General features: G+C 56.2%; 23 protein-coding genes and 2 pseudogenes. 22 read left to right on the top strand and 3 right to left on the bottom strand.

The genetic code is table 11. From position 1 onward, the window contains the following. Positions 1-52: 52 nt before the first annotated feature. Positions 53-1,396 carry an OprD family outer membrane porin gene (locus IYV58_RS03120; RefSeq protein WP_195729420.1) on the top strand — a complete coding sequence of 448 codons (1,344 nt, stop codon included), beginning with the start codon at positions 53-55 and terminating at the stop codon, positions 1,394-1,396. A 41-nt stretch (positions 1,397-1,437) separates the two neighbouring features. Here IYV58_RS03120 and IYV58_RS03115 read toward each other — a convergent pair whose 3' ends face one another. Then, positions 1,438-2,802, bottom strand: coding sequence for an MFS transporter (locus IYV58_RS03115; protein WP_195729689.1), 1,365 nt, complete (start codon positions 2,800-2,802; stop codon positions 1,438-1,440). A 564-nt stretch (positions 2,803-3,366) separates the two neighbouring features. Between IYV58_RS03115 and IYV58_RS03110 the strand changes: the two genes are divergently transcribed. The 6 genes from IYV58_RS03110 (at position 3,367) to IYV58_RS03085 (ending at position 9,942) form a co-directional block, all read left to right on the top strand. After that, positions 3,367-5,016 (top strand): signal transduction protein, encoded by a 1,650-nt coding sequence (locus IYV58_RS03110; RefSeq protein ID WP_195729419.1) that lies wholly within the window; start codon positions 3,367-3,369, stop codon positions 5,014-5,016. A 144-nt stretch (positions 5,017-5,160) separates the two neighbouring features. Next, positions 5,161-6,612 carry an MFS transporter gene (locus IYV58_RS03105; protein WP_004128398.1) on the top strand — a complete coding sequence of 484 codons (1,452 nt, stop codon included), beginning with the start codon at positions 5,161-5,163 and terminating at the stop codon, positions 6,610-6,612. A 52-nt stretch (positions 6,613-6,664) separates the two neighbouring features. After that, positions 6,665-7,768, top strand: a complete 1,104-nt coding sequence (locus IYV58_RS03100) for a mandelate racemase/muconate lactonizing enzyme family protein (RefSeq protein ID WP_195729418.1) — start codon at positions 6,665-6,667, stop codon at positions 7,766-7,768. A 23-nt stretch (positions 7,769-7,791) separates the two neighbouring features. Continuing rightward, positions 7,792-8,619, top strand: coding sequence for an SDR family oxidoreductase (locus IYV58_RS03095; protein WP_016809991.1), 828 nt, complete (start codon positions 7,792-7,794; stop codon positions 8,617-8,619). Then, complete coding sequence (locus IYV58_RS03090; RefSeq protein ID WP_195729417.1) at positions 8,613-9,524, top strand: dihydrodipicolinate synthase family protein; 912 nt, start codon at positions 8,613-8,615, stop codon at positions 9,522-9,524. The genes IYV58_RS03095 and IYV58_RS03090 overlap by 7 nt, the downstream gene beginning before the upstream one ends. Next, a complete protein-coding gene (locus tag IYV58_RS03085) occupies positions 9,511-9,942 on the top strand; it encodes a GlcG/HbpS family heme-binding protein (protein WP_195729416.1) in 432 nt (143 codons plus the stop codon). The genes IYV58_RS03090 and IYV58_RS03085 overlap by 14 nt, the downstream gene beginning before the upstream one ends. A 136-nt stretch (positions 9,943-10,078) precedes the next feature. Here IYV58_RS03085 and IYV58_RS03080 read toward each other — a convergent pair whose 3' ends face one another. Further along, the gene (locus IYV58_RS03080) at positions 10,079-11,092 is read right to left on the bottom strand and encodes a LacI family DNA-binding transcriptional regulator (protein ID WP_004117622.1); all 1,014 of its coding nucleotides are present in this window, start codon (positions 11,090-11,092) and stop codon (positions 10,079-10,081) included. A 210-nt stretch (positions 11,093-11,302) separates the two neighbouring features. Continuing rightward, the gene (locus IYV58_RS03075) at positions 11,303-12,334 is read right to left on the bottom strand and encodes a DUF1176 domain-containing protein (RefSeq protein WP_195729415.1); all 1,032 of its coding nucleotides are present in this window, start codon (positions 12,332-12,334) and stop codon (positions 11,303-11,305) included. Positions 12,335-12,807: 473 nt separating this feature from the next. Here IYV58_RS03075 and IYV58_RS03070 point away from each other — a divergent pair, with 473 nt between their 5' ends. From IYV58_RS03070 to IYV58_RS03000, 15 genes and pseudogenes are all read left to right on the top strand, one after another. Next, positions 12,808-13,512 carry a DNA/RNA non-specific endonuclease gene (locus IYV58_RS03070; RefSeq protein WP_134897227.1) on the top strand — a complete coding sequence of 235 codons (705 nt, stop codon included), beginning with the start codon at positions 12,808-12,810 and terminating at the stop codon, positions 13,510-13,512. Positions 13,513-13,801: 289 nt separating this feature from the next. Next, entirely contained in the window at positions 13,802-14,125 is a 324-nt protein-coding gene (gene symE / locus IYV58_RS03065) for an endoribonuclease SymE (protein WP_004128377.1), read from the top strand. A 146-nt stretch (positions 14,126-14,271) separates the two neighbouring features. Beyond that, positions 14,272-14,706 carry a VOC family protein gene (locus IYV58_RS03060; protein WP_049113956.1) on the top strand — a complete coding sequence of 145 codons (435 nt, stop codon included), beginning with the start codon at positions 14,272-14,274 and terminating at the stop codon, positions 14,704-14,706. A gap of 165 nt (positions 14,707-14,871) precedes the next feature. Next, positions 14,872-15,585 (top strand): hypothetical protein, encoded by a 714-nt coding sequence (locus tag IYV58_RS03055; protein WP_142469195.1) that lies wholly within the window; start codon positions 14,872-14,874, stop codon positions 15,583-15,585. A gap of 117 nt (positions 15,586-15,702) precedes the next feature. Next, on the top strand, positions 15,703-15,984 hold the full coding sequence (locus tag IYV58_RS03050; protein WP_227676887.1) for a hypothetical protein: 282 nt from the start codon (positions 15,703-15,705) through the stop codon (positions 15,982-15,984). After that, on the top strand, positions 15,981-16,247 hold the full coding sequence (locus tag IYV58_RS03045) for a hypothetical protein (RefSeq protein ID WP_195729414.1): 267 nt from the start codon (positions 15,981-15,983) through the stop codon (positions 16,245-16,247). Before IYV58_RS03050 ends, IYV58_RS03045 begins: the two co-directional genes overlap by 4 nt. Beyond that, a pseudogene (locus IYV58_RS03040) lies at positions 16,247-16,926 on the top strand (DUF4400 domain-containing protein). Before IYV58_RS03045 ends, IYV58_RS03040 begins: the two are co-directional and overlap by 1 nt. Before the next feature lie 14 nt (positions 16,927-16,940). Then, positions 16,941-17,903, top strand: a complete 963-nt coding sequence (locus IYV58_RS03035; protein WP_195729413.1) for an SIR2 family protein — start codon at positions 16,941-16,943, stop codon at positions 17,901-17,903. Positions 17,904-17,982: 79 nt separating this feature from the next. Continuing rightward, positions 17,983-18,336 carry an integrative conjugative element protein, RAQPRD family gene (locus IYV58_RS03030; protein WP_227676885.1) on the top strand — a complete coding sequence of 118 codons (354 nt, stop codon included), beginning with the start codon at positions 17,983-17,985 and terminating at the stop codon, positions 18,334-18,336. Next, the gene (locus IYV58_RS03025) at positions 18,333-18,512 is read left to right on the top strand and encodes a TIGR03758 family integrating conjugative element protein (RefSeq protein ID WP_227676883.1); all 180 of its coding nucleotides are present in this window, start codon (positions 18,333-18,335) and stop codon (positions 18,510-18,512) included. Before IYV58_RS03030 ends, IYV58_RS03025 begins: the two co-directional genes overlap by 4 nt. 74 nt (positions 18,513-18,586) lie before the next feature. Further along, positions 18,587-18,931 (top strand): annotated as a pseudogene (locus tag IYV58_RS03020) (conjugative transfer ATPase); the annotation flags it as partial. Then, positions 18,831-19,697, top strand: a complete 867-nt coding sequence (locus IYV58_RS03015) for a TIGR03756 family integrating conjugative element protein (protein ID WP_227676923.1) — start codon at positions 18,831-18,833, stop codon at positions 19,695-19,697. The pseudogene IYV58_RS03020 and the gene IYV58_RS03015, both read left to right, overlap by 101 nt. A gap of 2 nt (positions 19,698-19,699) precedes the next feature. Beyond that, on the top strand, positions 19,700-21,067 hold the full coding sequence (locus tag IYV58_RS03010; protein WP_195729412.1) for an integrating conjugative element protein: 1,368 nt from the start codon (positions 19,700-19,702) through the stop codon (positions 21,065-21,067). Further along, complete coding sequence (locus IYV58_RS03005; protein ID WP_195729411.1) at positions 21,064-21,321, top strand: hypothetical protein; 258 nt, start codon at positions 21,064-21,066, stop codon at positions 21,319-21,321. Before IYV58_RS03010 ends, IYV58_RS03005 begins: the two co-directional genes overlap by 4 nt. Beyond that, positions 21,318-22,799 (top strand): conjugal transfer protein TraG N-terminal domain-containing protein, encoded by a 1,482-nt coding sequence (locus tag IYV58_RS03000; RefSeq protein ID WP_195729410.1) that lies wholly within the window; start codon positions 21,318-21,320, stop codon positions 22,797-22,799. The genes IYV58_RS03005 and IYV58_RS03000 overlap by 4 nt, the downstream gene beginning before the upstream one ends. Positions 22,800-22,830 lie beyond the last annotated feature (31 nt).

The following is a 22,830-nucleotide window of genomic DNA, read 5'->3' as shown; positions in this document are numbered from 1 at the left end:
TCAGGCGAAAACACCTCGCCTGGATCGCTGCGTCCCTACTCTGGGGTTTATTATGAAAATCAATACTACAACAGTCGCCATTATGCTGCTGGCTATTCCCACCAGCGCCTGGTCAGCTTCGACCACTAACAGCCTGAAGGAGCGCGATAATATCGATACCGTGCTCGACGATCCATTATTTAGCCAGTCCCATATGAATTTGTCGTTTAAAAACTACTGGAAATATCTTAAGGAAGAAGAGACCGAGCCAAAGAAAGTCCATAATGCCTGGGGTCAGGGCGTCGCCGTCGATTATCAGTCCGGCTATTTTGCCGATATTATTGGCTTTGATGCCACTTACTACGGAGCGGTAAAGCTCGGCGCCAGCGATTATTTTAACTCCCGCGGCGTGCTTTATAACAACGGCAGCGGGAATAAAAAGAGCAACGCTGAAGGCTTTTCCAAATTTGGTCAACGCAACGTCAAGCTGCAGTATCGCCTGGCGGACACTCATCTGAACGCCCGCTGGGGCTGGCAGACGATGAAAAACTTTGGCGTCATCTCCAACTCGACCCGCCTCTCCCCGACCACCTATTTGGGCTGGACCGGCGCGGTGAACTACGGCCCCTTCACGCTGCGCGGCGCGTACATCGAAAGCGCGATGGATCGTAACTCGCCGGATAAGAAACGCTTCCAGACCAACAGCGGACAGTACATTAACCATATCGCCAGCGGCGATATTCTGTGGCAAAGCGAGCACCTGAACATGCAGTACGGCTATGGTGAAAGCGACAACTATCTGCGCCGCCATGTTCTGTTTACCAATATTAAGCCGATAAAAGCGCTGAACATCGGTACTCAGGTCTACGCCACTCACGCGCTGGACGAGTATAAAGCGATGCCGGCGAATAAGCGTGACTTTGACGACGACGCCTGGCACATCGCCATGGATGTGAAGTGGCAGGCGGACAACTGGAGCACCAAGTGGGGTCTGGGCTATACCGATGCGAACAAGGCCAATGAAGTGGGCTTCTACCCGCGCCATATGAGTAAAAACTCGCGCGGGACCTTTATCTCAATGGCCTATGCCGGCAACGACTATATGCGCGACGGTGAACTGGTTCTCTCCAATATGTCGGACTATAACCTGACGCCGGAGCTGGCTATCGGTCTGGCCGGCAACATCGCCCAGTTTAACTACCGCGGCAACCACGTCCGTACGGGGGAAATTAACGCCTTCAGCCGCTGGGTGCCGACGCACCCAAGGCTGAAAAATCTCACCGTCTGGGCGATGTTCGGGCCGGGCTGGTCCTATAAAATGAATGGTAAAACGCCGGTGCTCACCGACGGCCATTACAGCCGGGCCAACTCGCTCTCTTCGGAAGTGATTATCGAATATAAATTTAACCTGTTCTGATTCGCCCGCCCCGCCGGTCATGGCGGGGCAACCCTTCCCGGCTACTTCTTCACCTCATTAAGCTCATCGTTATAGCTTTCCCGCGTCACGCAGACGCACAGGATGGTAATCAGCGCCATGCAGGCGAGAAACAGCGAGATGGGCCACGATGCGCCGCCGGACCACACCAGCAGCAAGGTACCGATCATCGGCGTTAAGCCGCCGACGATATTCGCCAGCTGGAAGCCGAGCGACACGCCGGTATAGCGCACGCTGGTGTCAAAAAGCTCCGAAAAGAAGGCCGGCTGAACGCTGAACATCATGCCCAGCCCCACGGAATAGCAGAAGGTGGTGGCGAACATAAACATCTTCACCGAGCCGGAGTCGATCATCCAGAACAGCGGGAAAGCAAAGATCAGCGTGATGGCGGCGCCGGCCAGATAGACCGGTCGGCGGCCAATTTTATCGGAAAGCCAGCCGAAGAACGGAAAGGTAAAAATGCCGACAAAGCTGGCCAGCAGCAGCCCGTTCAGCGCCGTTTCGCGGGTAAAGTTGAGTTCCCTTGTCACATAGGACATAAAGAACGCCACCGTCAACCAACCCAGAACAATCTCCCCCATGCGCATACCCATCGCCAGGAATACCGCTTTACGGTGATGTTTGAGCACGGTGAGAATGGGAAACTTCTGCTCGGCCGCTTTCGCCGCGTTCTGCTGCTGTTTCTGATTCTCCTGGAACACCGGCGTCTCTTCGATCCTTGAGCGGATAAACATCCCGACGAACAGCAGCGCGATACTTAACAGGAAAGGCACGCGCCAGCCCCAGGACATCAGGTCATCCTCCGGCAGCATCACCACCAGCGCAAAAACGCCGGTGGCGATAAACAGGCCAAGCACGTTGCCCAACTGAACAAAGGTGCCGAAAAAGCCCCGGCGATGGCGCGGCGCATACTCGGTGATCAGCGTCGTCGCCCCGCCCCATTCGCCGCCGATGGCAAAGCCCTGGCAGAGGCGCAAAAAGATAAGTATCAACGGCGCGGCGTTGCCTATGGTGTCGTAGCTAGGGATTAAGCCTATGAAAAACGTCGAAATACCCATAATCATCAGCGACAGAACCAGCGATTTCTTGCGGCCGATCTTATCGCCATAGTGACCAAATACGATGGCCCCGATGGGTCGGCTGACGAAGGTAATCGACAGCGTCAGTAAGGATACCAGCAGCGCCATCAGCGGCGAGAGGTTAGGAAAAAACAGCGATGGAAACACCAGCGCGGCGGCGGTGCCGTAGATAAAAAAGTCATAGAACTCAATCGTTGTACCAGAAAGACCAGAGCCCAGCACGGTGATCAGCTTTCTTCTTTCATGGGTTTGTTGCGATGTTTGTTCGTCTTTTGCAGGGGTCATGGCGGGCGAGGTAAGCATAGTCATCATTAAATCCTCTGTCCTGAATCATTATTGTTAAGTCGGGCAGCGCCTGGTTAACAGCGGTGGCGAGGGAAAATCGCCGGCAAGCTAACTCGAATTAGCTAATTATAACAAGATACGGAGATTCACAACGTAAATGCTAAAAGAGTGTGACCAGGATCGGTTATATTTTGACACCGTCACCAGCGCCGCGAGGCAAATCGCTCAAAATAAGGCGTAAATAATTTATTAAATTCAATCAATTAAATATTAAACACTGATTTACCGTCCCCGCTGCGCTTCCCGCCCGCTTTTCTGCCCGCCTTGATGCCGCCTCAGCAAGCGTTGCTGAACACCAGACCTGCCGTTTAAAATAAAGAGTTAAATATTAATAAGTTAATAATTGCACATTGATAGCCATCACAAATCCCCGGTAAAGAGTTTGTTCCTGTCTTTTTTTTGACCTAACTTGCTAATTCGAGTTAGCCAAAGAAATTAGCCAAAAATAAAACGATTGATGCCGCGCTTACCCCGGCGCAGCACGCTCAACGATAACTAAGCGACCTATCCCCTACAGGAGAAATTCACATGTTGAATTTAACGTTACCCGCGGAAGCCGAACTTATTACCCCGCAGCCAGGCGAAGTGTTGATGGTGACCAATGCGGATCTCCGCGAACCGGCTAACGTCACCTGCTGGCCCACGCAGAAGCTGTTTGAACAGCGTCTGGAAACGGCGCTGGAAACATTAGGCTACCGCCTGCGCCGCGCCCATCCGGTCAACGAGCGGCGCGGCCACGGGTTTATCAGCAGCCAGAAAGAGGGTAGCGAGCTGTTCGCCGGGATCGATCAGGATGCGCCGATTATTGTCCTGCTTACCGCCTGGCAATACTCCCATCACCTTGCGCCTTCGCTGGTACATCATCGCGGCCCTATTTTGCTGCTCGCCAATTTTGACGGCACCTGGCCGGGCCTCGTCGGCATGCTCTGTATGGCAGGCTGCCTCACCAGCCTGGAGCGCAACTACTCGCGGCTGTGGTCGGAAACCTTCGCCGACGAGGCGTTTATTCGCGGCTTAGACACCTGGCTGCGCGACGGCCATCTCAGCCATAAGCTCGGCTATCTGCATCCGGTCGCGCCCAGCGCGCCGCTGCTGGCCAGCGAAGCCGGACAGATTGGCGTGAAGGTTGGGCAGTCGATCCTCAAACACAAGGCCATTGTCGGCCTGTTCGATACCTTCTGTATGGGGATGATCAACGGCGTGTTCCCGCAAAAAGCGATGATCGACGTAGGGATGCCGGTGGAGTCGCTGTCGCAATCGGCGCTGCTGGTTGAGATGAACAAGGTGCCGACCGCCCTGCGCGAAGCCTGTCTCGACTGGTATGAGACCCGCGGCATGCGCTTCCTGTTCGGCACCGACGGGGCGAAGGATCTGACCCGGGAGCAGGTGCTGGAACAGTGCGCGATGATGATCGCCATGGCGCGCTTCGTGAAGCGCTTCGGCCTGACGGCGGTGGGCGTGCAGTATCAGCAGGGGCTCAAAGACAGCTGCGCCGCCTCGGATTTTGCCGAAGGCGCCATCGGCAACGCGGAGCGTTTCCCGATCCCGGATGAGAACGGCGAGATCGTCTGTCCGGACGCGCCGATCCCCTGCATCAACGAGGTAGACATGGGCAGCGCCATCCCGCAGGTGATGCTGGCGAAGCTGCTCGGCGCGCTGGGCATGGCGAGCGAAACCACCCTTCACGATATCCGCTGGGGTAGCGAATACAACGGCACGTTCTACTGGGATCTGGAGATCTCCGGCGCGGTGCCGTTCGCCCATCTGAAGGGCGGGATCGCCGGGGCCACCGGCTATCGCCAGCCGGCGATGTTCTTCCCCTATGGCGGCTCAACCATCGCCGGTCAGGGCAAAGCCGGACGCTTTATCTGGGCGCGCGCGCACTACGAAGGCACTCAGGTGATCCTGCATATCGGCACCGGCACCGCCGTCGAACTGCCGCATGACGAATTCGAACGCCGCCGCCGGGCGACCAACTACGAGTGGCCATTACTCAACGCCGTTCTCGACGGGGTTTCGCGCGACGATTTAATGGCGGGCCACCAGAGCAACCATCTCAGTCTGGCTTATGTAGAAGAGGAGGTATTATCCGAAGTGCTGAACGCCTTTATTGCTCAGGCGCTGACGCAAAATATGAAAGTCTTTATCGCAGGCGATGCGCATTTATTAATGAAATAACAACTGATTCGCTTATGTAATTTTTACGTTGTTAGCGATCCTGGCAAACATCCGCTTCATTCGTCTCTTTATCACTCATAAAGAGCGGATTAACGCGCATCTGTCCGGGCGGGCCCTACGCCTGCCCGGATAAGAGAGGATTATATGTATCAGCAGCAACATATTGAATTTATTATCCAGAAGGCAAAGAAACGGCTCGACCAGCAGGAGGCCCCCGGCTGCACCAAAGCGGGATGGCTGATGATCACCGCATTATTAATTGAGTCATGGGATATTTATTCCATGGCGTTTATTTTATTCGCCCTGAAAGATATTTATGAGCCCAGCAGCTGGCTGCTTGGTTTTACCGCCGCCGGCACCCAGCTTGGCGCGGTGGTCGGCGCGCTGCTCGGCGGCTGGCTGACCGATAAGCTCGGACGGCGTAAAATTTTCCTCTGGTCGATGATCCTGTTCGCGATCTTCGCCGTTCTTCAGGGCCTGGCGCCCAATATGTACTGGCTGGCGATTATTCGCTGCCTCGCCGGGATCCCGGTGGGCGCGGACGTGGCTAACGGCTTTACCTACATCATGGAGGTGATGCCGAAGGGCAAGCGCGAAGTGATGGCTAACCGCTGGCAGTTTATGTTCGCGCTAGGGATTATCGCCGCCATTCTGCTGGTCACCACGCTGGTGGCGCTTGATGTTCACCCGGATATGATCTGGCGCATCGTGCTGGCGATCCCGGCGATCCCGGCCTGCCTGCTGCTGTTTATGCGTCGGGAGCTGCCGGAGACGCCGGCGTGGTTCGTCGAACGCGGCCGCTTTATCGAAGCGAAACAAGCCTCCCGTGACTATTACGGCGAACAGGATGGCCGTCTGCTGGACGACATTCTGCCCAACGAAAACGTCACCATCGCCGACCCGACGCTCAAAGAGACGCTGCACGATCTGTTCCGCCGTCCGTTTACCCGCCGCACCACCCTGTTCGGCTGGTTCTCCTGCGCCGTGCAGTCGTTTGAAAACTACGCCTTCTCCTTCTTCCTGCCGCTGATCCTCGTGACCATCGGGATTTCCGGACAGATCCAGAATAACCTCGCTCTGCTGGCGGTGAACTGTATCGCCGCGCTCTCGGCGTTTGTCGGCCCGCTGCTGTTGCCGAAGCTCGGGCATAAGGGGCTGAGCAAATACGGCTTCCTGCTGGTCACCATCGGCATCTCAATTTCGGCGTGGGGCGTCTACAGCAGCAGCTTTGGTTTTATCATTTTCGGCGCGGCGCTGATGCTGTGGGGCCACTACTGGGATTCCGAAAGCGGCATGACGGTGATCTCGCTGGTGGCAAAACCGCGCTATCGCGGCGTGGCCTCCGGCATCGGCTACACCATCGTCAAGGTCACCGCCTTCGTCACCACCCTGGTCTTCCCGGCCCTGTTTGAAGCGGTCGGCGTACCGGTCGCCTCAATGATTATCGCTATCGCGCCGTTCTGCGCCTTCCTCGCCTCTATCTTCCTGCTACCGGAAGTCTTCGGCCATGCGGTGGGCGACGAGAACGATCGAGAACATGACGCCAGCCCGGCAATCGCCCTGGAGGGGCATGAATCCCCGGCCTCCAAACATTAACCGCCCGGGCCGCAGGGGCGGCCCCCGCTGAACCCATAAAGGAAGGAATCAGATGAACAGCACAAAAATGCCCGTAATTGAAAATATCGAACTGATGACCGCCCGCGTTCCGCTGCCGGAAGGCCCGTGGGGGGATCAGATTCACCACGTCACCGATATCGAAGTGGCGATTGTTGACGTCTACGGTTCTAACGGCCACATCGGCACCGGCTTTAGCCACACTTCCGGCTGGTGCGGGAAAACCATCTCCGCGCTGATTGCCGAGATTATCCCGGACGTTATTGGCCAGCCGCTCTCCCCACGCGGCCTGTGGCATCGCTCGTATAAACACGTACACGACGTCGGCGGCGCGGGCGTCACCACCCATGCCCTGGCGGCGCTGGATATTGCCTACTGGGATCTGTTAGGTAAAACCCTCAATGCGCCGATTATCGACATTCTTGGCCGCGTGCGCGATCGCGTTCCGCTGTACGGCAGCGGCATCAACCTGCATCTGTCCATTGAGGAAGTGATTGACCAGGTCAAACGCTGGAAAAGCACCGGCTACCTGGCGGCGAAAGTGAAAGTGGGCAAACCGACGCTGGAAGAGGACGTAGAGCGGCTGCGTAAGATTCAGGAGGCGGTGCCGGGCTTCCCGCTGGCGGTGGACGCCAACCAGGGCTGGAACTTCCCGCAGGCGCTGCGCGCATTCAAGCTGTTCGAGCCGCTTAACCTGCTGTGGATTGAGGAGCCGCTGCCCTCCGACGATATCGCCGGCCACCTGCGGCTGCGCGAACGCAGCGCCACGCCTATCGCGCTGGGAGAAAACGTCTATAACTTAAACCAGTTTACGCAGTACATCGAGAGCGGCAGCGCGGATTATATCCAGGCGGATCTCGGCCGCGTCGGCGGGATCACCGGCTATCTGGATATCGCCGCCGTCGCCCGCGCGCACAACCTGCCGATGACGCCGCATTTTGTCATGGAGCTCAGCGCCAGCCTGCTGGCTACGGTGCCGAATATCTCATACGCCGAGATGACCGACGGCGGGCGCTGGAAAGATCTGCGCATCATCGCCGAAGCGGGCGAAGAGGTGGACGGCTACTACGTACCGAGCGAACGGCCGGGCCACGGCATTATTCTCGATCGTGATTACCTCGCAACCCACAAAATCTAACCACGCAGTGAGGGGAAAGGACAATGGAAGACACGTTATTCTCGGTTAAAGACAAGGTCATCATTGTGACCGGCGGCCTGGGACAGCTGGGGGCGCAGTACGTGAAGACATTACACGACCGCGGCGCGAAGGTGGCGGCGCTGGCCACCCGCGTCGATGCCGCCCGCGTCGACCGCGTGCTGGGGGCGATTAAGGACTCCGATCGCCTGCTGTGCGCGGAAGTGAATATTACCGATAAAGCCAGCATTAACCGGGTGCTGGATAGCATTGAAGCGAAGTGGGGCGTGCCGGATGGCCTGGTCAACAATGCGGGCGTCGACACCCAGCCCAGCGCGCCGCCGGAAGTCTCCGGGCCGTTTGAGGAGTTCCCGGAAGAGGTGTTCCGCGAGGTGGTGGAAGTGAACCTGGTTGGCACCTTCCTGATGACCCAACAGGTCGGCAAGCGCATGAAGCAGGCCGGCAAAGGCGGCTCGATCATCAACGTCGGTTCGATCTACGGCGTGGTCTCTCCGGTGCAGGATATCTACAGCTATAAAAAAGAGGACACCGGCATTCCGTTCGTCAAACCGGTGGCCTATTCGGCGGCAAAGTCCGGGCTGTATAACTTTACCCGCTACTGCGCCACCTACTGGGGGCGCGACGGCATTCGCGTCAATACCCTGACCCTCTCCGGCGTCGAGCGCAGCGATCAGGACCCGCGCTTTCAGAAAAACTACACCAACCGTATCCCCATCGGGCGGATGGCGAAAGCCCACGAGTACAACGGCGCGGTGGTGTTTTTGCTCTCCGACGCCTCGGTCTATATGACCGGTTCCAACGTGGTGGTGGATGGAGGCTGGACCGCATGGTAAGCGATAAATGGCAGGTTTTTCGCGGCATTATCTCCGCCGTGGTGACGCCGATGCATGCCGATGAGTCGGTGAACTACGCGGCGCTGGACGCGCTCGCCCGCGCCCAGCTGGCGCGCGGGGTTGAGGGCTTTTACTGCTGCGGCTCCTCCGGGGAGGGGCCGTTGCTGCGTTTCGATGAGCGCCGGCAGGTACTGGCAACGCTGGTGCAGTCGGCGGGCGGTCGCGTGCCGGTGATCGCCCACGTCGGGACGCCGCGCACCCGGGATGCCGTCGAGCTGGCGAAGCACGCCGAGCAGGACGGCGCCAGCGCGGTGTCGCTGGTGCCGCCCTACTACTACAAATATAGCCGCGAGGAGATTATCGCCTACTACCGTCGAGTGCTGGACGCCATTTCGATTCCGGTGATTTTGTATAACATTCCGCAGTTTACCGGCGTCGAGCTGGACGCCCAGAGCGCCGACGCGCTGCTCGGCGATGAGCAGGTTCTGGGGGTGAAGCATACTTCGCATAACCTCTATTCGCTGGAACGGATGATCGCCCGCTACCCGGAGAAAGTCTTTTTTAACGGTTTCGATGAGATCTTCCTTTCCAGCCTCGCGGCGGGCGCGACGGCTACGGTTGGCACCACGGTTAACCTACAGCCGGAGTTGTTTCTCGCCCTGCGCAGCGCTTTTCAGCAGGGCGACATCGCCCGGGCGCAGCGCCTGCAGCAGCAGATCAACGAGGTGGTGGAGCAGCTGGTCGCGCGCGGCGTGTTCCAGTCGGCGAAGTATCTTGCCGCGAAAGAGACCGTCGATACCGGCCCCACCCGCGAGCCGTTTGTGGCGCTGACGGCGGCGCAGAAAGGCGAGCTGGATGACCTCTATCTGCGCTTACGGAGGTATATCGCCGATGCCGGGCAATGACGTGTTCTGTCCCCAGGTCCGTCTGAACGATAGCGTCGTGTGCCAGCAGGTCGCGCGGTTTTTACAGGAGACGGAAAGCGATGCGCGAACCCGGGGGCTGGCGGTGGCGGTTGTCGGGCCGGAGGGCGAGCTCATCGCCTTTGGCGCGCACGCTCGCTGCCCGCCGCTACCGCGCCAGCTGGCACAGCGCAAGGCCTGGAGCGCCCTGCGCTTTCGCCGTCCGACGGCAACGCTGGCGCAAGAGGTCAGCGCCGGCGCCCTGCAGCTGGCGGTATTTAACGACCCGCAGCTGCTGGCGATGCCGGGCGGCGAGCCGGTGATCGTCGACGGGCTGGCCATTGGCGGCGTCGGGATCAGCGGCCTGCCGCCGGAGCTGGACACCGGGCTGGCGGCGCGGTTTGTTCAGCGATTGACTTGATGAGGGATCGTTAAGGGTTCCCGGATTGCGGCGCCCGCGCCTTATCCGGGCTACCAGCGCGCGCAGGATGCGGTATTTGTAGCCCCGGCCAGCATAGCGCAGCCGGGGATTGACGTGTTCACACAAGCCGTGTCATTTACTGGCTCCGCTGCTTCTCCACCGACAGCGGGCGGTGAATCAGGGTCATCGGCACGGTGATCTTCACATCGGCATTTTCCCCCTGCAGCTTCTGCTGCATCAGATGAAAGGCGTGCTGCGCCCAGGCGTCCTCATCCTGGCGCATCGACCACACCGCGTTCGGCAGAAATCCCAGCATCTGATGTTCATCGAAGGTGCCGATGGGAATATCCGACGGAATAAAGCCGTAGGTTTCCCGCAGCGCGCTCAGCGTCCCTTCCAGAATGGGTAGGGAGGAGGCGATAAACGCCTTCGGCGGCTCGCGATGCTGACGGAGAAAATCGAGCATCAGCTGTTTGCCCTCTTCCTGACGGTTATGGCTGGCGGACAATATCCACTCCTTCCCCGCGGGCAGTTCGCTCAGGTAGCCCTGTAGACGACGCTGGATAGACGGCTGCTGGGTATCCCCGGCGATAAAAAAAATCGGCGAGACGTCCACCGCCTGGGTCATCGCCTGCACCAGCTTTTTGCTGCCGTTGTAGTTATCGCTCACCACCAGCGACACGTCGCTCTCGCCAAAATCGCGGTCGAGCAGCACCAGCGGGCGCTTGCGCGCTACTTTCTGGTGATGCAGCTGCGTTTCCCGGGTAGAGGGCACCACGAAGAGCCCGTCAACGTTGCGCGCCAGCAGTCCTTCAACCAGACTGTTTTCATGCTCGCTGTCGCTATAGGTGCAGGCAATCATTAGCTGATACCCCGCCTGACGGCAACAGGCTTCGAGCTTTTCCGCCAGGGTGGAGAAAAACAGGTTGGATAAACGCGGGATCACCAGCCCTAAGGTCTCGGTTTTATTGAGCTTCAGGCTGCGGGCGATATGGTTAACGACCAGCCCGTTCTCGGCGATGTAATCATTAATACGCTGCTGCGTTTTGGCGCTGATGCGATACTGCTCAGCTTTGCCACCCAGCACCAGGCGCACGGTAGTAATCGAGATTTCCAGCGCCCTGGCGACTTGCTCAACGGTTTTGGCCATAAACTCATTTTCCATAACGAACAGAACGGCTTAATCATAAACTAATTCGAGTTAGCAATACATTAGCCGCGCTGTTATTTTGAACAATGCGTCAGTTTTCTGACGCCACTGGCGCTGTCGATCGCGATCCCGCTACGCGGACGATCGTTAAGATCCTTCCCTGTCCTCTCTGTCGGCGTGTGTGCCGGGAGAGATTCTGGCCGCGCTATTTCACTTTGCCGGTTTAACCTCGGTCACCCAGGTGGGGAGATCCCATGTTCCGCCGAGGCGAAGATAGCGGCACATCCCGGTGGTCGCTTCACGGCTTTTGCGGAACGTTGTGCCATCCCAGAGCCAGCTCGCCGTCCCCCAGCAATCGCCAAGCCCTCGCCCTTTCTGGCTCATAAAAATCTCGCCGTCACCATACTCAGAACCGGAAACCGTAATAAGCGTTGGATTGCCCTCAAGTTTGCTATCCACAACCCAATAGCCGTATCCCTCGTTATAGGCCGCCCGCCAGCACAAGGCCGAAATCAGGGAATGCGCGTTATCCAGCGGCGTCAGGCTGATGGTTTCAGCCTCCTCCCCCTCCTCAGGCTGGAGGCGATCGCACCAATCATCGTTATTTAGCGTGGCCAGAAGCTTCGGCTTGAGCACCGCCAGCTCAGGCGCGGTTAACGCTCTCTCCTGCGCCTTCTCAGGCATGACCCGGTGAATGACCGGGGCAGGAATCGCCGCCCGGACGCTGCTTTCCGGCCTGTCGCCTTTTTTGGTCAACGCGCCCGGCGTGCCGATTCGCCCCTGAACATCGTCCATTTTCAGCAGTACCGCGTAAGCACCTTCGCCGGAAAGCTCAAACGGCGCCTCCCCGCCTGTAAATTCGACCTTCCCGCTGCCTTTGATGGCGTTAACGATCGCCCGGGCCTGTTTCTCCGACAGCGGCCAGCTCTCTTTTACGGGCTTCACATCGCCTGCCGGCTGGCCGTTGATCCACAGCGTCAGTTTGCCCGGCAGAACGTCGCTGTCGGTCACCTCCGCCAGCATCAGCTCTCCCGAGAGGGCGGTACCCGCTCCGGCCTGGCGGGTCAGCAGCACCGAACCTCCGCTTCCTTCTTCAGCGCTGTATCCCGCCGCCCGGCAGGTCAGCGTGTTATCGCATACCACTTCCCAGTCTTTGTGGCTGAATGAAACGCCTGTTTTCGCCAGCGCGGGGAGGCTAAGTACGGCCAGTGCCAGCACGCCTCTCCAGAGTTCCTTTTTCATACTTTCTCTCCTTAATCGGTCATCCGTATAGTCTGAGTAATCCCCTGCTCAGAGAGAAGCGTTTTCCCCTGCCGCGACATTTTTTCAGACAACGACATGGATGCAGTACGGCTTTACGCGTCGTCAGGCATATTCCCGCCCGTTCAGCCCGGCTGAAAATAGCGGGCTGAGAGTCTGATTACCTCATTCAACATCATTTCCGGGATCACAAAATAACATCCGCCGTGATGTTAAATCATCTTGTGACATTCCGCGCGGCTGCGACCGGCTAACTCTTTTTACGCTCTCACTTCATCTTTGCGATTCATAGCTGAATTCCGCTCTGGTTATTCAGGGGGTGCTTTTATGCATCGGTTCATCTTTTCTTTGACGTCATCAATAATATGAAGCTATCCCGAGTATTCAGCGTACTGCCGTCGCTATTTTTTGCCGTCGCGTGCGCTGCCGCATCATCCGGCGTGGATCATTGTGAAGTGGGCTGCCCGACCGGCGGAAGCGCGCAGACGCTGGTTCGCGAAGCCTATACGCTCAATAACAACAGCCACCGCAAATTCGCTAATTGGGTGGCGTATAAAATCACCAAAGCCAGCCTGGCCAGCGGGCGTTCGCGCAGCTGGAAGCGCGATCCGGATTTACCCGCTGCGGATACCCTTGCCCCCGCGGCATATAAAGGGGCCAGCGCAGCATTGGCGGTCGATCGCGGGCATCAGGCGCCGCTCGCCGGACTGGGTGCCAGCGCAGACTGGCAGGCGTTAAACTATCTTTCCAATATCACCCCGCAGGCCTCCGATCTGAATCAGGGGGCGTGGGCGCGGCTGGAGGATAAGGAGCGCGCCCTCGCCGAGCGCCGCGACGTGGCGGCGGTGTGGTCCGTTACCGGGCCGCTGTTCGAACGGCATATCGCCACCCTGCCCGCCGCGCCCGAGGTGGAGCTTCCCAGCGGCTACTGGAAGATTATTTTTATCGGCTCCAGTCCGGATAAAGGCGAATACGCGGCGTTTTTGCTGGATCAGGCGACGCCCAAAAGCGCCAGTTTTTGTGATTATCAAGTGACGGTGGAGGAGATTGAGCGGCGGACTCATCCGGCGCTCTCGTTCTGGTCCGCCCTGCCGGCAGGTATCGCCCGCCGCCTGAAGTTCCGGAAGGGGATGCTGGCAAAAGAGATGGGGTGCCCGTAATTAGGTATGGGCATCCTGTTACGCGTATTATCTCGCTTTTATTTTTTGAATCTGCTTTGCGGTTATTTCAGCAATATCAGGAAAAACATTTTGCACAGGCGCTAATTAATGGCATCACGCATTCTGTTAATTCTTAATTCGCAGTTAAAGGCGTTTATTATGTCCGATTAAAGTCTGGACTTTATTTTTATTACTGGTTAGGTTTACAGGTGTTATTTAGCGCGGTGCGAATGTGCGCCAACACACCCGCACCGCTGATCACAATTACTATTTACCAGGAATAGCAACCATGACTAATGCTGATTGTATTGTAGATTCGTTTGATCCAGAAGTGTCGCCTAAAAATAAGCGTCAGTTGACGGTGAGTTATGTGAGACGTTTGCCAGATCGTCGTCTTGTTCCGGCGCTGATCATGAAGGGCGAGTGGCTGGCGGCGGCAGGGTTTTCGACCGGCACCCGGGTGGAGGTGCGGGTGATGGATGGCTGTATTGTGCTGACGGCGGTTGAGCCGGAACCGGAGCTGGAAGCCGCGATGCGCAGGGTGGAGAAGCTGTCGGCCAGGAAGCAGAAGCAGGTCAGAGAGTTTATCGGGGTGATTGGGGGACGGGGTTGAGGGGTCAGGATTGCGGTGACAGACAGGATTTTAATGTCATGCTCTATATCGCCACTCCGGACCTGTACTTATCCATCAAATCCGTACAACGCTCCTTTTAGATAACGGATAAGCACCTGTTAATACGACTGAATGAGGAAACCATCATGGAGACTTACCGATTATATCGCGGCAGGCTTATCGACCATATCCAGCTTGTGGTAAATGATTTCGAGGCCAGCAAAGCGTTTTATACAGCCGTGCTGGCGGTCCTTGAGATCCCTGTCGTGAATACCTACGACGATTATTTTTGGGCTGATGAGCTTGTTGTTTCATCCATTAATAGCCCCGGTTCCGCAGGTAAGCCGACAGGTCGCCATCATCTGGCTTTCCAGGCCAGGGATCGTGAGACGGTGGATGCTTTTTACCAGGCAGCGCTGGCACACGGCGGCAGTGATAACGGCGCACCCGGTGAGCGAACTTATCACCCGGGGTACTACGCGGCCTTTGTACTCGATCCCGATGGTAACAACATCGAAGCGGTTTACCATGGCGAGGGGGAACGCAGTGCGGCATCGGTGGAGATTGGCTTCAGTCTTTAAGTATAACGGCCTCCGGGCAGGGGCAGTATTGGGCGGTTGGCATTAAGTCAGACCAGGAGCCAGCCCAGGAATTAGCCATATCGAAGCCCTCATAATAATGAGGGCTTCATAAAATAAATTCACTGTTGTAAATTCATTGCGTATTCATTTTATAAAGGAATAACGATGGGAGCCATTAACGAGATAGATATTGCAAAGCTGGTTTTGCTACCCGCGATTTTATATGTGGCTAAAAAGATCATCGACTGGGCGGGAAAAGTGATGTCCAGCCCGCCCGCAAAGCGAAAAATTCGCTTCGAAAAGGTACCTATTGAAACGAAAATAGAGGTGCTGAATAAAATCGCTGAGATAGCGAACGCTGAAATACCCGACACTAAACTCTCGAGGACGCATCAGACGGTACAAATGAAATTTTTGTATGAGCAGATCGGGATAACGCTTCCTGTCTGGCACGCCCATCAGCTGATCGCGTTTATCGCTGATAAAAATATCGGCTCATATGATGTACGATTGATGAGTTTCCTTAAAAACCCATCCTTATATCGTTGTGAAGAAAATCATTTTTCTGTAGATGCTAAAAAAATTAAAAATTTTCACATCGTTAGCGGGGGGTTCTGGCTATTTTCAATCGTCATTTTTGCTTGCGCCTGGTGGACGACAATACAATCGTTACTGGCCAGCGGGGGCGTAAATTCAGCTATCGCATTTTCACTGTTTTACTTTATTTCCGCTATTGTGGTCACTGGCTTTATCTTGAGCCAGGTTGGAGAAACCTGGCAAAGCGCCAGGTTCGCCAGGCTGTTTGAAAGGTGGTGTGAGGATGAAGCGGGGATGGAAAGTGGGGAGGGTCCTGCGTTAACAGATCGAACTCAGCAATAGCGGGCACCTCAGTAGACCGGTGCTGTTTTTCGGGAGGAGAGCAACTTGGCCGAGATCTCAAAAAATGCATGGAACTAAAACCGATCTATTTAAATTTCCAGTAACCCTCAGGATCGGGTGAGCAGCATACAGGTGCCGTTACTGGAATCCGCCTCGCTAGTCCAGCTCCCCAAAAGTCAGGCGTTCGCCCTGTTGGAAGGCGGTCAACTCTGGAAGTTACGCATCCCATTGCCGGATACCGCGCACGTTCCACTGATGCCGGAAAACATCGCGCAAATCTCCCGTTATATGGAAAAGCGCTCCCGTATGGAGGAACCGTCCGGCGGCAGTTGTAACGCCGAAAAACGACCCTATTTTATGGCTGAACGACAGCGAAACCACGGAGAAACTGACCGATGATACCCCGGACACACCGCCAGCTTGTGAGCGTTGAAGTGATGTGGCCTGCGCAAACGCTGCCTCTTCCCCTGCAACAGGCGGTTGAAGCGCTGACGCAGGGAGAAACGCCCGATCAGATTATCGCCCGGATGAATTTACAGGGATTTCAGGCATGGCGCGAAGCTACGTCGCCGCAGGGCGAACATGACATTTTTCAGATACGACTGGATAAGGAGCACGAGGCACGATTCCTCTGCCGCTACGTCACGCTGCCGCTGCACTGATGCCCGAACATGCGCCACACCCCGTGCATCGTCCCGGACTGCTCGGCTGGCTAGCATTGTTGCCCGGCGTGCTGGTTGGCTTTTGCCTCGGCGCATGGATGCTGGCGATAGCGCTGGAGTGGCTGGGCGAGGCGTTTTTATGGCGGAATACCTTCTCCAGCCGCAGTGAACTGATATTGCAGGCTACATGGCAGTGGTGGCGAAACTTTGCTGGCGCACCGGTGTGGTTAGTAAAAGGTCTGGCGATTGTCAGCGATACATTGCAGCAAGGGATTGCAGCGCTGATTTCTTCGCTTAATGGGCAGAGCGGGTTGTTCTGGACGGAAACCGTCATTACGGTAATCCGCTGCGCGTTACTGTCTGCGTGCAATGTCATCCTCACCTTTCTGCTGCGCCTGGCGATTTTGTGGCAGGCACTGCCGCTATTTGCGCTGATTATCTTCGTCGGGCTTATTGACGGGCTGATAAGACGCGACTTACGGCGGTTCAGCGCAGGCCATGATTCCGGGTTTGTTTATCACCATGCCAGGCGTATGATCAGTTCCGCCTGGCGGCAACGGGGATGGTGTGGCTGACGGTACCGATTTTTTTTGAGCCGGAGTTTGTATTAACGCCGGGAGCTGTGGTCATCGGATTAATGTCGTCCTTAGCTTTTTTAGCGTTTAAAAAATATCTGTGAAAAAAGGAAAATAAATGTACGATTATTCGCTACTCATTGGCAACGGTATCAATAACCTTTCCGAAGGATATTCTTGGGATGATGTATTAAAGGGGCTAGGAGATAAGTACAAAGTCGATATTAACACCAATGAAAAACCTTTCCCTCTGGCTTACGAAGAAATTTACTTCAAGATACTCAAAAGAAAAGGCAATGGAAATAATGAAAACGACATTAAGAACTTCATCGCTGAGAAAATAAGAAAGATAACAGCCAATGACATTCACCAAGCGATACTAGAACTCAACTGTCAGAATATAATGACAACAAATTACGACCTCGCTTTTGAAGACCTTCTAAGAAAGGAGACTAAAACGACACACCTTAGCAATAAGGGAATAATCAAGGAACAACGTTACAATGTCTTCAGACACCATGAACTAGGTGAAAAAAAGATCTGGCATATCCACGGAGATATCAATGTTCCGAATTCGATTACACTTGGCTATGAACACTACAGCGGCCATCTGCAAAGCATGCGGAATTATACAACCTCAGGGAGTCATTACAAGAAGAGTGATTTTGACCAGAGTTCGCTGATAAGCAGACACAAGAAAAACGTTCTCACCCCAGAATACAGTTGGATCGACAATTTCTTCCTCAGAGATATCTATATTATTGGTTTAACGCTGGATTTCGTAGAAATAGACCTCTGGTGGTTATTAACCTTTCGAGAAAGAAATAAATACATAAAAAAATCGGCAAAAGAAATCAATAATAACATCACCTATTATTTGCCTGCCTGTTTCCTCGATTCTTCTCAATGTAAAGAAGACGACATCAAGCGCCTAAAAGTCAAAACAGAACTTCTTGAAAGCGTTGGTGTACACATTAACAAGAATTTCGGCATGGATTTCAAACACTCCAAAGTACATGAAAAAAATTTCTATCTACAGGTGTTAAACGATATCCGTAACCAACACGCCCTGAATTCATAACAATGCGAAAAACAATTTAAGCTGTAAGCTAACTGACTAACGTTGCATCCTGAAACGAAATTTCATTCGGGATGCAGCCATGAAAAATGCTCTTCTTTCATTTTTAATTCTACTGTTTGGGGGATCTTCAACCTTCGCCGCCCCCCTCACCGAGCGCGAAGAGCTAACCTTGTCCCTCAACCAGCTAACTCAAATCGAAGCCTCACTCCACCGTGCCCAGCAAAGCGCCAAAACCGGTATCAACGAGCGCTATTACTTCGAATATCCGCGTTTCCACGGCGATATCACCCCCCTGCGCAGCGGAATTGAACATTACCTCACCCCAGCTCGCGCTCAACCGCGAGATACGGCGACGCTGGTCGGGCAATACCGTGAGGAGAAAACCGCGCCATGGCCCCTGAACAAATCAGCGCTTTCTAGGCCGCCAGCTTGATAAAGCCCGATGCCGTCAGCCTGGTAAAGCTCGGCCTGTTCAGCGCCTTCCTGCTGCTGTGGGTGGTCTGGGTACTAAATGATGCCTACCGGGGCGTAGTAACCGCGCGGGTAAGCTGGCGAGCGCTGGGCAGCATCGGCGGGCGAACCATCTTACTGCTGCTGGTCAGCTTCTGACTGGTACTGAGCTAGCGACTTCAGGAGGCATTATGAAAAAGCGCATACCCAAAATGCTACTGTGGTTTCCGGCTCTGTCCGCCCCGGATAACGGCGAACTGACCCGACGCGTGCGCAGCCTGAACAGCCTGCTGCTGAATGCGGGTATGGTCCCGGTACAGGAGAATGACGAACTCATCCCGCTCAGTTCGTGGCTGCGCTGGCTGCCAATGTGCTTCGACCCGGCGCGGGATAAGCGCCAGCTCTACACCCGATTCAGCTTCGTGCAACACCTCGCCAACCTGTTGCCGCTGTTTGGCCGCGAAAGCGGCACCGGACATCCGGGCGTCAGCTACTTTAACCGGGGCGGCGGGATGCTGTGCTGGGAACCGCTTAACCGCGAGGACCGCGCCCAGAACGGCCACCTGCTGCTGCTCGGTGCGTACATCGGTGAAGGTACGCCATTTCCGCCCGGACCTGGTAGTCTCAGCCTACAGCGTGACCGGGCAAACCCCGTGGGCTGAGATGTCGCCGCTCAGCTCGCCGCTGCCCGGTATCGCTGAAGCCGGTGGCGATACCAACCCCCGCGCCGTCGGCCAGCACAGTAAAGTCCGCTTCAAGAACGCAGATGCAATAGGCTTTCCTGCCGGTGATGCGTTGGCAAATTTCTTCTCTCAGTTTGGCTACGTCTGCGCCCCATCGTCACAGCCTTTTCTCCCCTACTTTCTCAGCACGCTGGATGCGCTCGCCTGGCGCAGCGGCGTACCGGAAATGTTCTACCCGGAGGCGTTAACGCCAGGACTGCACGAAGTCAGCAAAGATGGCGATATGTGGGGCAATATCTACCCACGAGCCGGGGCGCTCAGCCAGACGCATGACTACAAGGCCGGGGCGGTCATCGCCCAACGCGCTGCCGATCTGGTAACGCGCAGTGGTCAGCCGCATGTTTATATTCCACTGGCTGCCAGTTCACACGATGGCTACTGGCCTCCGGATCCGGTCACGGAAGGCGACAGCAATAACCACCAGTGGCAGATGCTGGTTCCCCAAAAATCCGCCTCCTGCACGATCTTCCCGGATGGCTCCTCCACCGATTCTTACACTGATAAACTGGCGGAGGATGGCGCATATGTCTGGACGCTGTGGCGGCCCTATAAATGCTGTCCGCGTCGTGGGCAGACCTTTCTCGGCAGTAGCGGAGGTTAATCATGCGCCCGGCATTCTGTCTTTTATTCATCGCCTTTCTCGCCCCGGCGGCTGATAAATACCAGTATCAGCAGCAGGGGGCTATCAGCGACTGGATGTATTACCGCATCGGCGGCGGTGCGGCCATTCCCCCTTCCGCAACCCGGCGTAACACCTTCCCGCTGACGGCAGGCGTAAGCTGGAACAGCGATATGATGTGCGGCAACTTCGATATTGATACCACGGTGCGCAACCAGCTCAACGGCGTGACGGACGGCTTCCAGCAACTGATGGGCGAGGTTATCGAAAGCGCAACCAGTGCGGTCGCCAGTCTGCCCGCAATGGTGATCCAGCGTGCCAATCCCCAGCTCTACGATCTGCTGACCAACGGCGTGCTTCAGGGACGGCTCGACTTCGATAAATCACTGTTAAGCTGCCAGAAGATGGCTGGCAAGATGACTGACTACGCGCTCGGTCCGGCCTGGACGCAGAGCGCCCAAGCGGAAAACTATCAGGGCATTGCGGCCAGCGAAAAAGACGCCGTTCGCGCCGACCAGCGAGCGGCTGAAGAAGCGGCAGAGAAAGGCAAACGCTGGGTTGGTGGCGAACATCGCGGCGGCAAAGGTCAATCGCCCATCAAACTGGTTCGCGATACGACGGTCGCAGGCTACAACATCCTCAATAATCGCAGCGCGACCAGTACCAGTTCGGTATCCAGCAACGACTGTCAGGGTGAACTTTGCCAAGTATGGAGCAAACCCGACGACGCTGCGCAATGGCTGACTCGGGTAGTTGGCGAGCAAACCATTAACGTCGCCCCGGATAACGATCAATCCGGCGACACTGACCAGCAAAGTGGCGCACAATCGGGTGTCGGGCTGACGCCACTGATTCAGGAAGAGCAGGATAAGATCCAGCCGCTGATTATCGATATGGTGAACCGCAGCCAGCCCGTTAACGATGACACACTGGCGCAAGCCAGCGGCGGCGAACTGCATCTGACGCGCGGCGTTATCGAGGCGCTGCGTGACGATCTCGATGCAGCGGTACTTATCCAGCGGCTCTCCGGCGAACTGGCGCTCTCCCGCGTGATGGAACAGGCGCTGATGGCCCGGCGCACGCTGCTGGCAGGAATGCGCGAACCCAATGTCTCCGGAGAAAAAGAGGCGCAAACCGCGCTGACCCAGACCACTGCCCAGCTCGACCAGGAACTGTCTCAGCTCAAGCTGGAGCTGGATATGCGTCAGGCGCTGGCGGATAACGCCGCGCTCACCATCCTTGAACGCCAGACAACGCGGGCGAAGACCAAAGGCCAGGCTGTCGGCGTAGAGGACGACACTGACAAACGGGTGGACGATCTCAGCAAACCCACAGGTGGGGATGCGCAATGAAGCGGCTGATACTGTCCGGCTCCCTGCTTCTGGTCTGCATAGCAGTGATGTTTTATCTGGCTGCTGACAATACACCACAGATTAACCGCAGCGACCTGCTACCCTGGCGCATAATGCTGTACGGTGTGATTTGTAGTGTGGGCTGGCATCTGTATGACCGCTTGCCGCCATATCGTCCGGCAATCCGCCGTATCGCGCTGATATTTATCGTACTGATTGTACTCAACGAAATCGTGCCGGAGGTATTCCGGTGACAACTAACAGCTATCTGGAATACTTTCTGACGCTGCTCGGCTGGGTGGTCAATAACGGACTGTGGAACGCGATCAGCGCCACCGGATTATTCGCCCTGCCGCTGCTGATTAAGTTGCTGGCGCTGTGGCTACAGGCCAGAAGTCAGGGAGCCGATGAAGGCAACAAAGCCGCGCTGTCCCTGGTATGGACCGAGCACCTGATGTACACCTCGCTGCTGGTGATTATGTTCACCTGCGTGCCAATGTTGAACATCGACCTCGATACCATCAAATATGACACCACGTGCTCAAAGCAGTGCGGCATGTCGGTGCCGCAGCCCGCCGATACCGGCTATCAACCGATTATAAACTCGCTGGGCGGTAAAACCGCCGCCGTCCCGGTCTGGTGGTATTTTATTCATGTGATCAGCAAAGGCATCACTAGCGCAACGGTTGCCACCCTTCCCTGCCAGCCGGATCTGCGTCAGATCCGCTTTGAGGTACAGCACACCCGAATTAAGGATCCGGCGCTGGCTCAGGAACTGCGGGATTTTGTCGAGGAGTGTTATGCCCCTTCCCGCGCCCGTCTGAAATTCCGCGCCGGAGAGCTGGACGATGACACCAGTGACGATACGGCCTGGCTGGGATCATCGTACTTTCTTAACACGGCTGGTTACTACGATACCGATCATGCGCTTTCACCACATAGCGACTGGTCGTATAGCGCATCACGCGATGCTGGGCTGGTCGATACAGGTGCCGGTGGCTACCCTACCTGTAAACAGTGGTGGGCCGATGACACCGTTGGTCTGAAAGACCGGCTACTGCAACTCCCGGCCCCGGATATCTGGACGGCGTTTAAAAAGCTCGGTCAGTCGCAGGCAGTATATGAAGAGGCCGTGCTGCGTTCGTTGGTCAGTGAACGCAATATGCAGATATCACAAAACGGACGTGTTTATCCCGGTTATGGTGGCAATGTCGATGGCACCGTCGCCAATGCCGCCACCCGGCTGGCATCCAGCGCCGGAAATATCCTCGGCAGCATAGCCACATTCCCGGCATTCGACAGCGTGCGCCAGGCTCTGCCGATGGTACAAGCGTTGCTGCAAATGGCGCTGGTGATCTGTATTCCACTGGTAACACTCTGCTCGGCGTGGGATGTGAAAGTAGTGATGATGCTGACGTTTGTGCAGTTCGCATTGTTCTTCCTCACCTTCTGGTGGGAACTGGCGCGCTGGCTCGATAGCTGGCTGCTGGATGTACTCTACAACAGCGATACCCACAGTAGCTGGAATCTGGCCGGGATACAGAATACGCAGGATGACGTGATTATCAATCTGGTGATGGGGTCGATGTTTCTGGTGCTGCCGACGTTCTGGCTGGGTGCGATGACGTGGGTTGGAGTGAGGGTCGGTGTGGCGGTGAATGGAGCGCTGACGGGCGGGGTTAAGGTGACGCAGGATAGTGGGGGGAAGGCTGGGGGAATGGTTGGGAGGTGATTAGCCAAATTTACTTTTTTGATTTGCATAA

It is taken from the genome of Klebsiella sp. BDA134-6 (assembly GCF_015601345.1).
Lineage (GTDB): Bacteria > Pseudomonadota > Gammaproteobacteria > Enterobacterales > Enterobacteriaceae > Klebsiella > Klebsiella grimontii.
The sequence above is the reverse complement of the archived record's forward strand: the minus strand, read 5'-3'. Positions and strand labels throughout refer to the sequence as shown.

What these genes read in the sequence shown, in the direction of transcription:
- IYV58_RS03005 (WP_195729411.1), top strand. Translation starts at nt 21,064, where the DNA reads ATGAAGCGGCTGATACTGTCCGGCTCCCTGCTTCTGGTCTGCATAGCA.
- IYV58_RS03030 (WP_227676885.1), top strand. Translation starts at nt 17,983, where the DNA reads ATGAAAAATGCTCTTCTTTCATTTTTAATTCTACTGTTTGGGGGATCT.
- IYV58_RS03110 (WP_195729419.1), top strand. Translation starts at nt 3,367, where the DNA reads ATGTTGAATTTAACGTTACCCGCGGAAGCCGAACTTATTACCCCGCAG.
- IYV58_RS03120 (WP_195729420.1), top strand. Translation starts at nt 53, where the DNA reads ATGAAAATCAATACTACAACAGTCGCCATTATGCTGCTGGCTATTCCC.
- IYV58_RS03085 (WP_195729416.1), top strand. Translation starts at nt 9,511, where the DNA reads ATGCCGGGCAATGACGTGTTCTGTCCCCAGGTCCGTCTGAACGATAGC.
- IYV58_RS03075 (WP_195729415.1), bottom strand. Translation starts at nt 12,334, where the DNA reads ATGAAAAAGGAACTCTGGAGAGGCGTGCTGGCACTGGCCGTACTTAGC.
- IYV58_RS03035 (WP_195729413.1), top strand. Translation starts at nt 16,941, where the DNA reads ATGTACGATTATTCGCTACTCATTGGCAACGGTATCAATAACCTTTCC.
- symE (WP_004128377.1), top strand. Translation starts at nt 13,802, where the DNA reads ATGACTAATGCTGATTGTATTGTAGATTCGTTTGATCCAGAAGTGTCG.
- IYV58_RS03100 (WP_195729418.1), top strand. Translation starts at nt 6,665, where the DNA reads ATGAACAGCACAAAAATGCCCGTAATTGAAAATATCGAACTGATGACC.
- IYV58_RS03010 (WP_195729412.1), top strand. Translation starts at nt 19,700, where the DNA reads ATGCGCCCGGCATTCTGTCTTTTATTCATCGCCTTTCTCGCCCCGGCG.
- IYV58_RS03095 (WP_016809991.1), top strand. Translation starts at nt 7,792, where the DNA reads ATGGAAGACACGTTATTCTCGGTTAAAGACAAGGTCATCATTGTGACC.
- IYV58_RS03090 (WP_195729417.1), top strand. Translation starts at nt 8,613, where the DNA reads ATGGTAAGCGATAAATGGCAGGTTTTTCGCGGCATTATCTCCGCCGTG.
- IYV58_RS03115 (WP_195729689.1), bottom strand. Translation starts at nt 2,802, where the DNA reads ATGACTATGCTTACCTCGCCCGCCATGACCCCTGCAAAAGACGAACAA.
- IYV58_RS03060 (WP_049113956.1), top strand. Translation starts at nt 14,272, where the DNA reads ATGGAGACTTACCGATTATATCGCGGCAGGCTTATCGACCATATCCAG.
- IYV58_RS03045 (WP_195729414.1), top strand. Translation starts at nt 15,981, where the DNA reads ATGATACCCCGGACACACCGCCAGCTTGTGAGCGTTGAAGTGATGTGG.
- IYV58_RS03105 (WP_004128398.1), top strand. Translation starts at nt 5,161, where the DNA reads ATGTATCAGCAGCAACATATTGAATTTATTATCCAGAAGGCAAAGAAA.
- IYV58_RS03080 (WP_004117622.1), bottom strand. Translation starts at nt 11,092, where the DNA reads ATGGCCAAAACCGTTGAGCAAGTCGCCAGGGCGCTGGAAATCTCGATT.
- IYV58_RS03055 (WP_142469195.1), top strand. Translation starts at nt 14,872, where the DNA reads ATGGGAGCCATTAACGAGATAGATATTGCAAAGCTGGTTTTGCTACCC.